Source organism: Rothia sp. HMSC072E10 (assembly GCF_001813965.1).
In the GTDB taxonomy this organism is placed as follows: domain Bacteria; phylum Actinomycetota; class Actinomycetes; order Actinomycetales; family Micrococcaceae; genus Rothia; species Rothia mucilaginosa_A.
Map to the genome: position 1 here is coordinate 224,323 of NZ_KV814486.1, position 12,287 is coordinate 236,609.

The window sequence follows — 12,287 nt, forward strand, 5'->3', positions numbered from 1 at the left end:
GAGACAACACGTGTACGTACTTGCTTCTGAGAGCGCAGAACACGCTGCACACGCTGTAGCCGACCCGGGCGTCGTAGACATCCTGCTGTGGGGCGTTCTGCCCTATGTTGCACTGGTCGTTCTGATTGGCGGCACCATTTGGCGTTACCGTACCGACCAGTATGGCTGGACGACCCGTTCGTCGCAGATTTACGAAGGCAAGTGGCTTCGCATCGGTTCGCCGCTGTTCCACTACGGCCTGGCCGCCGTCTTTATGGGCCACGTTGGTGGCCTGGTGGTCCCCAAGTTCCTGACTGACCTCGTCGTTTCGGATGAGACTTACCACATTGTGGCGCTGGTTGCAGGTTCTGTAGCGGCTGTTGCCACCATCGTTGGTATGTTTATCTTGCTGGGTCGCCGTGCAACGAACTCTGAGGTTCGTGCGGCTACCACCCGCAATGACGTTTTCATGTACATCGTCCTGGTTCTGGTGATTCTTGCCGGTACCGCGGCTACCCTGATTTCGGCAGTGAACCCGTCGGGCGGTCTGCCCCCGGTCAATGGCCACGAAGTTCACTTCAACTACCGTGAAACCATTGCCGTGTGGTTCCGTTCGCTGTTCTACTTCCACCCCGAGGTGGCTCTGATGGTGAACATCCCTGTAGCTTTCAAGATTCACATCATTGTGGCTATGGTCCTGTTCATTATTTGGCCCTTCACCCGCCTGGTGCACGCACTGACCGTGCCGCTGCACTACGTCTTCCGCCCCTACACCGTGTACCGCACCCGTGGCGGTCAGCGTGTGGGTGCACGTCGAGGCTGGGACCCGATTGGTACTCTCCCGCGTGAGCGTGCCGACCGCTAATACACATATCCATATTGCAAAAGAGGAAATATGAGCACCCCTGCTGCACCGAGCTACGACCTAAAGAAGGGTCAGCTTTTTAACGTTCTGCTGGCAACGTTCATCTCGACCATCGGCTTCTGGGCCTGGACTATTGTTGGTCCGCTGGCCAAGCTGTACGCCAAGCAGATGCACCTGGACGCTGGTATGACCAGTGTTCTGGTGGCTATGCCGATCTTCATCGGCGCTATCGGCCGTATTCCCGCCGGCGGTCTGACCGACCGTTACGGTGGTCGTATTATGTTCACCATTGTTCTGGCTGTCAGCGCACCGCTGGTTCTGCTGGTGGGCGTGGCTGGTCAGATGAACTCGCTACCCATGCTGCTTGTTGTGGCGTTCTTCCTGGGTATTGCGGGTACCGTGTTCGCTGTGGGTATTCCCTTCAGTTCCGCATGGTATGACGCTTCCAAGAAGGGTTTTGCGACCGGTGTGTTCGGTGCGGGTATGGTGGGTACCGCGGTTTCCGCATTTGCTACCCCCCGCCTGGTGCAGGGTATCGGTTACTTCCCGACTCACATCCTGATTGCTGTGATTTGTGCAGTAACCGCCGTGATTTCTTTCGTGTTCCTGAAGGATTCCCCGGCAACCATTGGCCGTGAGGTCACCCCGCTGATGCCGAAGATTATTCGCGCATTCAAGGTGAAGACCACTTGGCAGCTCTGCTTCCTCTACGCAGTTGTGTTCGGTGCCTTCGTGGCATTCTCGAACTACCTGCCCACTTACCTGAGCAACATCTACCACTTCGACGCTAATGACGCTGGTCTGCGTGCGGCTGGCTTTACCGCTGCCGCTGTGGTGGCTCGTCCCTTCGGTGGTGTTCTGGCTGATAAGTTCGGTCCGAAGATTATCTCCTTCATCTCCCTGGGCGGTGTGGTGATTCTGGCAGTTATTACCGCATTCCAGCCTAATGCTGAGCACGTGTACGGTGCTGTCTTCATCCTGATGGGTGCTCTGCTGGGTCTGGGCCACGGCTCGGTCTTCGGCTGGTTGGGTCGCGTTGCTGACCCGAAGAACGTTGGTGCGGTGTCCGGTGTGATTGCTGCTACTGGCGCGCTGGGTGGCTTCTTCCCGCCGCTGGTGATGGGTGCAACCTACAACCAGGAGCACAACAACTACTTCATCGGTCTGATGCTGCTGGCCGTGACCGCGTTCCTCGCCTTCCTGTCGGTATTCCTCGTGCCGCACGGTGGCAAGCCGGATCACGCTAAGAAGTAATCCATTGAAGATATTTAGATATTCCTCGTAAGAGGTATATCTGAGCTTGTTTTCATAGGGGCCCCGGTTCGTTCTTCCGGTAACGGAGAATGAACCGGGGCCTTGCTCTGTTCGGTATCAGGGGCGAGAGAATCCTTCGAGTCGTCAATATGAGGGTTAGGAGAAGAGTTATCGTCTCCGAGTATGTCAAATCGTGATAATGGTGAGAAAAATGTGCGGAGATGTGGGACACTTAAAGCGTTCGACTCGTCGCAATAGCGCGACGTAACCCCTCTACGGTTTGCGCCGACCAATAGGAGAATCCCTATGTCCTTTATTGATCGTCATCTCGGCCCCCGTTCCGCAGACGCAGAGCAGATGCTCGAAACCCTGGGATATTCTTCCCTGGATGCGCTGATGGACGCTGTTGTCCCCTCGCAGATTCGCCTCGACGGCGAGCTGCAGCTTCCCGCCCCGCTGTCGGAGCATGAAGCTCTTTCGAAGATTGCCGGCTACGCCGCTAAGAATAAGGTCCTGGCACAGATGATTGGCGCCGGTTACTACGACGCTGTGACCCCCGCTGTTCTGCGCCGCAATATTCTGGAGAACCCCGGTTTCTACACTTCCTACACTCCCTACCAGGCTGAGATTTCTCAGGGTCGCCTGGAAGCTCTGCTGAACTTCCAGAACACCGTGATGGAGCTGACCGGCCTGGAGATTGCTAACTCCTCGCTGCTGGATGAGGCTTCCGCTGTCGCTGAGGCCGCAGTTATGATGCACCGTGCGAACCGCAAGGTGAAGAACGGCTTCTTCGCTATTGACTCTCGATGCCTGCCCCAGGTTATTTCGGTGACCCGCGGCCGTGCGGAGATGCTCGGTATTCCCTTTGTCATCACTGATTTCTCCGAGGGCCTGCCCGAGGGCGACCTGTACGGCATTATCCTGGCTTACCCCGCCCAGGACGGCGAAATCCGTGATATCGAACCGCTCATCAAGGCTGCTAAGGAACGTAACGCCCTGGTGACGGTGGACGCCGACCTGTTGGCTCTGACCCTGCTGAAGTCTCCCGGTGAACTGGGCGCAGATATCGCAGTTGGTAACACCCAGCGCTTTGGCCTGCCCTTCTTCTTCGGCGGCCCCCACGCCGGCTACATGGCCGTTCACAAGGGCATGGAGCGCACCATGCCGGGCCGTCTGGTGGGTGTCTCGAAGGACCCGACCGGCAAGCCGGCCTACCGCCTGGCCCTGCAGACTCGTGAGCAGCACATCCGCCGCGAGAAGGCTACCTCTAACATCTGTACCGCTCAGGCTCTGCTGGCCATCGTCGCGGGTGCTTACGCGATGTACCACGGTCCCGAGGGGCTGCGCGCTATCGCGAACCGCCTGCACACGAACGCTGCACGTATGGCAACCGCTCTGGAGGCTGCAGGCTACGGCATCGCTCACGAAACCTTCTTCGACACCATCGTGGTAGAAGCCCCCGGCCGCGCTGATGAGCTCGTCGCAAAGGCCCTGGACGCCGGTATCAACATCCGTCGCTTCGACGAGGACCGCGTAGGTATTTCGGTGGGCGAGTCCCACGACGACGAGGTGCTGAAGGCCCTAGTTTCCGCTCTGGGCGGCACCCTCGGTGAGGCAGATTCGAAGTACGACCTGCCCTCCGACCTGCTGCGTACCGACGACTATATGCAGCACCCGGTCTTCCACAAGTACCGCTCCGAGACCGAGATGATGCGCTACCTGCGTCACCTGGCAGACAAGGACCTGGCCCTGGATCGCACTATGATTCCGCTGGGCTCGTGCACCATGAAGCTGAACGCCGCAGCTGAGATGGAACCCATCTCCTGGCCCGGTTTCGCCAACATCCACCCGCTGGTTCCTGATGACCAGGCAGAGGGCTGGCACGAGCTGATTAAGGACCTGAGCGATTGGCTGGTTGCTATTACCGGTTACGATGCAGTGTCCCTGCAGCCGAACTCGGGCGCTACCGGTGAGTACGCTGGCCTGCGCGCTATCCGTTCCTTCCACGAGGCTAACGGTGACCACGAGCGCGATACCGTTCTGATTCCGCTGTCTGCTCACGGCACCAACGCTGCATCTGCAGCTCTGGCTGGTCTGAAGGTTGCCGGTGTGGCAACCGCTGCTGACGGTTCGATTGATGTTGATGACCTGAAGGCAAAGATCGAGAAATACGGTCCCAAGGTTGCCGGCATCATGATTACTTACCCTTCCACTCACGGTGTGTTTGAGGAGCAGGTTGCTGAGGTCTGCCAGCTGGTTCACGAGGCGGGCGGCCAGGTGTACCTGGATGGCGCGAACCTGAACGCTCAGATGGGCTTCGCTCAGCCGGGTAAGTTCGGCGGCGACGTTTCGCACCTGAACCTGCACAAGACCTTCTCCATTCCTCACGGTGGTGGCGGCCCCGGTGTTGGCCCGTTGGCTGTTCGTGAGCACCTGGCGAAGTTCCTGCCCGGCGACGCATACCGTGCTGACTCTGAGGGTAAGCTCCCCAACGACGCTGCACTGCCGATTTCGCAGGCGTTCTTCGGTTCTGCCGGCGTTCTGCCGATTAGCTGGATGTACATTGCGATGACTGGTGCTCAGGGTCTGAAGGACTCTTCGCAGTACGCGGTGCTGAACGCAAACTACATTGCGAAGAAGCTTAACGACAAGTACCCGGTGCTGTACACCGGCCCCGGCGGTCTGGTCGCTCACGAGTGCATCCTGGACCTGCGTCACCTGACCGATAAGTCTCACGTGACCGCAGAGGACGTCTGCAAGCGTCTGATGGACTACGGCTTCCACGCACCGACCCTGGCGTTCCCGGTTCCCGGCACCCTGATGGTTGAGCCGACCGAGTCCGAGTCCAAGGAAGAGCTCGACCGCTTCATCGAAGCGATGGAGACCATCTACGATGAGATCATCGAGGTCGCCGAGGGTAAGGTCGCCGTTGAGGATTCCGTCCTGCGCAACGCACCGCACACCGTTGATGTGGTCAGCGCAGACGAGTGGGATCGTGCGTACACCCGCACCCAGGCTGCCTTCCCGGTTCCGAGCCTGCGCGTCAACAAGTACTTCACTCCGGTGGGTCGTATTGACGGTGCCGGCGGTGACCGTAACTTCGTGTGCGAATGCCCCCCGATGGAGGCTTTCGACCTGGAAGCATAAGGAGCGTTTGATGCTCTAGGGGTAGCCACTGGGCTCACCCCGCCCCGCCCGTCTCCTCGCGAGACGGGCGGGGTAGGCTCCCTACCTGGTCCTCTGCCGGAGAGGGAGATATAACCACAATGATTGCAATAACAGCACAAAGCTGTGCGTGAGGAGAATCTAATGTCCCCCAAGAAGACCTCCCTGTACCCGGTTCACGAGAAGCTGGGCGCATCCTTCACCGATTTCGGTGGCTGGGATATGCCCCTGAAGTACTCGAACGACGTTGCCGAGCACGAAGCCGTTCGTACCCGCGCGGGTATCTTCGACCTCTCTCACATGGGTGAGTTCCGTGTAACCGGTCCGGACGCCGCAGCATTCCTTGACTACGCTCTGGTCTCGAACATGTCCGTTCTGAAGGTTGGCAAGGCAAAGTACTCCATCCTGGTCAATGACAAGGGTGGCGTTATCGACGATCTGATTACCTACCGCCTGGGCGACGAAGAGTTCATGGTTGTTCCCAACGCGGCCAACATTGACACCGATTACGCTGCTATGAGCGAGCGCCTGGGCGACTTCAACGTTGAGTTCGTCAACGAGTCGGATCAGACCTCCCTGATTGCTGTTCAGGGCCCTCGCGCGGAGGAGATTCTGCTGGCAGCCGGTGCCTCTGACGAGAATGCCGTGCGCGAGCTGAAGTACTACGCGTCCGTACCGCTGACCATCGCCGGCGTTGACGTTCTGCTGGCCCGCACCGGCTACACCGGTGAGGACGGCTTCGAGCTGTTCGTACCGAACGAGCACGCAGTTGAGCTGTGGGACAAGCTGGCTGCCGCCGGTGAGCCCTTTGGCCTGACCCCCGCGGGTCTGGCTTCCCGCGACTCCCTGCGTCTTGAGGCCGGTATGCCCCTGTACGGCCACGAGCTGGGTCTGGACATCACCCCCTTCGAGTCCGGCCTGGGCCGCCTGGTTGAGATTGCGCTGGAGAAGAAGGCCGCCGACTTCGTGGGTCGCGAGGCACTGTCCGAGCTGGCAAAGTCCGAGTCTAAGCGTATCCTGGTGGGTCTGAAGGCTCAGGCGAAGCGTCCTGCTCGTGCCGGCTCCAAGCTGGTGGACTCCGAGGGCAATGAGATTGGTGAGGTTACCTCCGGTATTCCTTCCCCGACTCTGGGCTTCCCGATTGCTATGGCTCTGGTGAACCGCGAGTTCTCGGAGCTTGGCTCCACCGTCGACGTGGACATTCGCGGTAAGCGTGCACCCTTCGACGTTGTGGCTCTGCCCTTCTACAAGCGCGAAAAGTAACGAAATATACTGCGTGAGGTAACCTCCGCGAGGTGAATGGCGCCGTGTTTCCGAGAGGACACGGCGCCTTTCGCGTGTCGGGGCGGCAACTGAGACGAAGCAGCCGGGGGAGAGAGGAGGAACCGAGGCGTACCCTCACCTTAGTTTCTGCATCCTCGGAAGTGCGTTAGGATTAGAGCGGTTAGTCAAGGAGGACTGTCCATTATCACTACCTCATATGAATTAGGTGGAATACCGAGCCGGATAGTTTTCGGTAACCGATATCCCGCGCGACTGCGCCCCGCAGAGCGCAATGACTTCGAAGGACAGAACGTGGCGATTAATCAGAGCACCCCCAGCAGCGCCCAGAAAAAGGCGGAGGCCCTTCCCTACGACATCAGCGTTTTTGAGCTGTTCAGTATTGGTGTTGGTCCCTCCAGTTCCCACACCGTGGGTCCCATGCGTGCGTCGAATCGTTTCGTGGCTGAGCTGATTGATGAAGGTCTGCTGGACCGCGTGACCGGCGTGCATATCGATTTGTACGGTTCGTTGGCGGCAACCGGTGCCGGTCACGGTACGATGAGCGCCGCGTTGAAGGGGCTGTGCGGCTTCGTTCCCGAGACGATTGATATCGCCGCTGCGGAAGCGATGATTGAGCGCAATAGCGTTGACGGTACCCTGCCTCTGGCCGGATATCCTTCCTCCTCGTACGGAGTGAATGCTCCCGGCGGCGAGGAGAGCAAGGTGTACGGCCCGGTGGTGCACTACCGTGAGATTGACATGACTTTGCGCCCCCTGACTGTTCTTCCGCGCCATACGAACGGCATGAAGATTGCCGCGTTTGCGGGGGAGGAGCTACTGCTGGAGCGTACCTACTACTCGATTGGTGGTGGCTTTATCGTTGAGGGAGACGAGGAAGCTACCGGCGGTGCCTCGCTCACGAACCCGCCCTACCCCTTTGGGTCGGGTGCCGAGCTCGTCGAGATGGCGAACGAGGCTGGCCTGTCGATTGCACAGCTGAAGATGGCGAATGAGTGTTCGCTACGCACGGAGCAGGAGGTGCGCGCGGGCATCCTGCATATCTATCGCGTCATGAAGGAGTGCATCGGCTCCTCTCTGGCTCGTGTGGGGTATCTGCCCGGTCCGCTGAAGGTGCGTTGCCGTGCGGGTGCGTGGCACCGTGACCTGATGGTGGAGGATCCCGGCAAGTCTCCGGAGTTTGCGATTGACTGGGTGAACCTGATTGCTCTGGCTGTGAACGAGGAGAACGCCTTTGGCGGTCGCGTGGTGACGGCCCCGACGAACGGTGCATCCGGCATTATTCCGGCGGTACTGCACTACGCGATGAACTACACCCCGGGTATCCGCCATTGCGGCCAGGCCGCCCGTGAGCAGGCGATCGTGGACTTCTTCCTGGCTTCGGCCGCCGTGGGTGTGCTGTACAAGAAGCGCGCCTCGATTTCTGGCGCCGAGGTTGGTTGTCAGGGCGAGGTGGGTAGCGCCAGCTCGATGGCTGCTGCCGGCTTGGCTCAGGTGCTGGGCGGAACCCCCGAACAGGTGGAGAATGCGGCCGAGATTGCGATGGAGCACAACCTGGGTCTGACGTGTGACCCGGTGGGTGGTTTGGTGCAGATTCCGTGTATCGAACGTAATGCGATGGCCGCGTCGAACGCCGTGACTGCAGCGCGCATGGCTCTGCGCGGAGATGGTATGCACCGTGTGTCGCTGGATCAGGTGATTGAGACGATGCGCCAGACCGGTCTGGATATGTCGCACCGTTACAAGGAAACTTCGATGGGCGGCCTGGCCGTTAACGTGGTGGAGTGCTAGGTTCCTTGCGGTAGTGGGCGGGTTCTCAGGAGGATGAGTCCTTGAGAACCGGCCGGCGACCATCCGTGTATGGTTCTTCTTCAGGGTGGAAAATACATTTCTGTGTCAGGTTTGCACTCGCTCTTTGGGTGTGGTAGACAAAATAGATTTCTTCCTGTATCGTTAGTATTTACGCTTTCCCTAACCTTTGTGCCTTCATATAGCGGTGGGCACGGGCTGAAGGTGACGTTTTCCGTCCGACATCTGTAGCTTCGAGCACCGTTTATGCGGGGGCCGAGGTCGTCATGTCGCCGGTAAAGTCGCCGGGAGGCTGATTGCTAACAGACATGTCTGTGGAAGGATCCCCATTTTGGTCGCTTCGAGCACCTCTAACCATGACGCCGCTAACGGCGCAGAGAACGTCTCGCGCCGAATTTCATTCGCGAAGATTAACGAACCGCTGAAGGTTCCCAACCTGCTTGCTATCCAGACCGATAGCTTCGACCGCCTCGTAGGTAACGAGCGTTGGCTGGAGCGTCTGGAGTCCGCGCAGGCTGCTGGTGACACCTCTGTTCCCGCAAAGTCCGGTCTGGCTGAGATCTTTGAAGAGATTTCCCCGATTCGCGACTTCCAGGAGACCATGCAGCTCTCCTTCTCCGAGCCCGAGTTCGCCGACCCCAAGTACTCCGTCGAGGAGTGCAAGGACCGCGACGCAACCTACTCGGCACCGCTGTATATCAAGGCTGAATTCATGAACCTCGCTACCGGCGAGGTTAAGCAGCAGACCCTGTTCATGGGCGACTTCCCCCTGATGACCGAGGCCGGTACCTTCGTGATTAACGGTACCGAGCGCGTGGTTGTCTCCCAGCTGGTGCGTTCCCCCGGCGCCTACTTCGAGAAGGCTCCGGACCGCACCTCCGATAAGGACATCTACTCGGCCCGCGTGATTCCCTCCCGCGGTGCATGGTTCGAGCTTGAGATTGACAAGCGCGACCAGGTGGGCGTTCGTCTGGACCGCAAGCGTAAGCAGTCCGTGACCGTTCTGCTCAAGGCCCTGGGCTGGACCGAGTCCAAGATTCTGGCTGAGTTCGGTCAGTACGACTCCATCCGCGCAACCCTCGAGAAGGACTCCGTCAAGGACCGCGATGAGGCTCTGCTGGACATCTACCGTAAGCTGCGCCCGGGTGAGCCCCCGACGGTTGAGGCTGCCCAGGCTCTGCTGGACAACATGTACTTCACCCCGCGCCGCTACGACCTGGCCAAGGTCGGCCGTTACAAGCTGAACCGTAAGCTTGGCGTGGACGTTCCCCTGGATTCCCCCGAGGCCTCCGTGCTCAGCCAGGACGACATCGCCCAGATGATCCGTTACCTCTGCGCTCTGCACGCTGGCGAGACCAGCATCCCGGGCGTACGCGACGGCAAGGAAATCTCCCTGAAGGTCGACATCGACGATATCGACCACTTCGGTAACCGCCGCATCCGCACCGTGGGCGAGCTGATTGAGAACCAGATCCGTACCGGTCTGTCCCGTATGGAGCGTGTGGTCCGCGAGCGCATGACCACCCAGGACGTTGAGGCTATCACCCCGCAGTCCCTGGTGAACATCCGCCCCGTCGTGGCAGCTATCAAGGAGTTCTTCGGTACCTCTCAGCTGTCGCAGTTCATGGACCAGAACAACCCGCTGGCGGGTCTGACCCACAAGCGTCGTCTGTCCGCTCTGGGCCCTGGTGGTCTGTCCCGAGACCGCGCAGGCATGGAAGTGCGAGACGTGCACCCCTCGCACTACGGCCGCATGTGCCCCATCGAAACCCCTGAAGGCCCGAACATTGGTCTGATTGGTTCGCTGGCAACCTACGGTCGCATCAACTCCTTCGGTTTCATCGAGACCCCCTACCGCGTGGTGACCGATGGTCGCGTGACCGATGAGGTCCGCTACCTGACCGCTGACGACGAGAAGTCTGTTGTTATCGCGCAGGCAAACGCGCCTCTGAACCCGGACCGCACCTTCGCTGAGAACGAGGTTCTCTGCCGTGCAGGCGATGGTTCTGGCGAAGCTGTTCTGGTTGCTCCCGGTGCCGTTCAGTACATGGACGTCTCCCCGCGCCAGATGGTGTCCGTGGCTACCGCCCTGATTCCTTACCTGGAGCACGACGACGCTAACCGAGCACTGATGGGTGCTAACATGCAGCGTCAGGCTGTGCCCCTGCTGGAGTCTGAGGCTCCCGTGGTTGGTACCGGTATGGAGAAGTACGCAGCACTGGACTCCGGTGACTCCGTGCTCGCGAAGAAGCCCGGTGTGGTTTCCTCCGTGGACGCTAAGACCGTTATCGTCCGTAACGACGACGGCTCTGTCTCAACCTACCCGATCATGAAGTTCTCCCGCTCGAACCCGGGTAACTGCTACAACCAGCGCGTAGTGGTGAAGGAAGGCCAGCGCGTCGAATACCGCGACGTTATCGCTGACGGCCCCTCCACCGACGGTGGCGAGCTTGCACTGGGTAAGAACCTGCTCGTGGCATACATGCCGTGGGAAGGCCTGAACTACGAGGATGCGATCATCCTCTCCCAGCGCATGGTTTCTGAGGACGTGCTGACCTCGATTCACATCGAGGAGCACGAGATTGACGCCCGCGACACCAAGCTGGGCCCCGAGGAGATTACCCGCGACATCCCGAACGTGTCCGAGGATGTTCTCTCGGCTCTGGACGAGCGCGGCATCATCCACATCGGTGCCGAGGTTGAGGCTGGCGACATCCTCGTCGGTAAGGTTACCCCCAAGGGCGAGACCGAGCTGACCCCCGAGGAGCGCCTGCTGCGCGCAATCTTCGGTGAGAAGTCTCGCGAAGTTCGCGACACCTCCCTGAAGGTTCCTCACGGTGAGTCCGGTACCGTCATCGGTATCCGTATCTTCGACCGCGAGAACAACGACGAAGACGATCTGCCCCCGGGCGTGAACCAGCTGGTCCGCGTGTACGTGGCTCAGAAGCGTAAGATTACCGACGGCGACAAGCTTGCAGGCCGCCACGGTAACAAGGGTGTTATTTCCAAGATCCTGCCGATCGAGGATATGCCCTTCCTGGAAGACGGTACCCCCGTGGATGTCATCCTGAACCCGCTGGGCGTGCCCGGTCGTATGAACATTGGTCAGGTTCTGGAAGTCCACACCGGTTGGCTGGCTAAGCAGGGTTGGAAGATTGAGGGCGAGCCCGAGTGGCTTAAGCACATGCCGAACTTCCCGAAGGAATCCGGCCCGACCCGCCTGGCAACCCCGGTGTTCGACGGTGCCCACGAGGACGAGCTGTTCGACCTTATGGACCACTCGAACCCGAACCGCGATGGTGACCGTCTGATCAACCGTTCCGGTAAGGCACGTCTGATTGACGGCCGTTCCGGTGAGCCGTTCCCGGACCCGATTTCGGTTGGTTACCAGTACATCCTGAAGCTGCACCACCTGGTGGATGACAAGATTCACGCTCGTTCCACCGGTCCGTACTCGATGATTACCCAGCAGCCCCTGGGTGGTAAGGCGCAGTTCGGTGGTCAGCGCTTCGGTGAGATGGAAGTGTGGGCGCTGGAAGCATACGGCGCCGCATACACCCTGCAGGAAATCCTGACCGTCAAGTCCGATGACGTGGCGGGCCGTGTGAAGGTTTACGAGGCTATCGTGAAGGGCGAGAACATCCCTGAGCCGGGTATCCCCGAATCCTTCAAGGTTCTTATCAAGGAAATGCAGTCTCTGTGCCTGAACGTCGAGGTGCTCTCCACCGACGGCAAGATTATCGAGATGAGCGACTCGGAGGAAGAAGGCTTCCGGGCAGCAGAAGATATGGGCGTGAGCCTGACCCACGACGAGCCCAGCTCGGTCGACGAGGCATAAGCACCGCCTCCTTCTAGGGTGGAGAACCCCGCATGCGCTCGCATGCGTTGTGGGGTTCCCACCCGCAAACCCAAGTCTTCAGAAACTTACAGAAAG

6 protein-coding genes are annotated in these 12,287 nt (G+C 59.6%); all 6 read left to right on the forward strand.

Translation table 11 applies throughout. From position 1 onward, the window contains the following. Window positions 1-10: 10 nt before the first annotated feature. The 6 genes from narI (at window position 11) to rpoB (ending at window position 12,191) form a co-directional block, all read left to right on the forward strand. Window positions 11-844, forward strand: a complete 834-nt coding sequence (gene narI, locus HMPREF2944_RS02595; RefSeq protein WP_070680182.1) for a respiratory nitrate reductase subunit gamma — start codon at window positions 11-13, stop codon at window positions 842-844. A 30-nt stretch (window positions 845-874) separates the two neighbouring features. After that, window positions 875-2,098, forward strand: a complete 1,224-nt coding sequence (locus tag HMPREF2944_RS02600) for an MFS transporter (protein WP_070680185.1) — start codon at window positions 875-877, stop codon at window positions 2,096-2,098. 306 nt (window positions 2,099-2,404) lie between these two features. Next, the gene (gene gcvP, locus HMPREF2944_RS02605; RefSeq protein ID WP_070680189.1) at window positions 2,405-5,245 is read left to right on the forward strand and encodes an aminomethyl-transferring glycine dehydrogenase; all 2,841 of its coding nucleotides are present in this window, start codon (window positions 2,405-2,407) and stop codon (window positions 5,243-5,245) included. Window positions 5,246-5,407: 162 nt separating this feature from the next. Beyond that, the gene (gene gcvT / locus HMPREF2944_RS02610) at window positions 5,408-6,526 is read left to right on the forward strand and encodes a glycine cleavage system aminomethyltransferase GcvT (protein ID WP_070680192.1); all 1,119 of its coding nucleotides are present in this window, start codon (window positions 5,408-5,410) and stop codon (window positions 6,524-6,526) included. A gap of 312 nt (window positions 6,527-6,838) precedes the next feature. Beyond that, window positions 6,839-8,335: an L-serine ammonia-lyase gene (locus HMPREF2944_RS02615; RefSeq protein WP_053090111.1), complete on the forward strand. Its 1,497-nt coding sequence runs from the start codon at window positions 6,839-6,841 to the stop codon at window positions 8,333-8,335. A gap of 349 nt (window positions 8,336-8,684) precedes the next feature. Beyond that, on the forward strand, window positions 8,685-12,191 hold the full coding sequence (gene rpoB, locus HMPREF2944_RS02620; RefSeq protein ID WP_049331898.1) for a DNA-directed RNA polymerase subunit beta: 3,507 nt from the start codon (window positions 8,685-8,687) through the stop codon (window positions 12,189-12,191). Window positions 12,192-12,287: the final 96 nt, after the last annotated feature.

Bases quoted from the DNA above. Each gene is read 5' to 3' on its own strand.
- gcvT (WP_070680192.1), top strand. From the start codon at position 5,408: ATGTCCCCCAAGAAGACCTCCCTGTACCCGGTTCACGAGAAGCTGGGC.
- HMPREF2944_RS02600 (WP_070680185.1), top strand. From the start codon at position 875: ATGAGCACCCCTGCTGCACCGAGCTACGACCTAAAGAAGGGTCAGCTT.
- gcvP (WP_070680189.1), top strand. From the start codon at position 2,405: ATGTCCTTTATTGATCGTCATCTCGGCCCCCGTTCCGCAGACGCAGAG.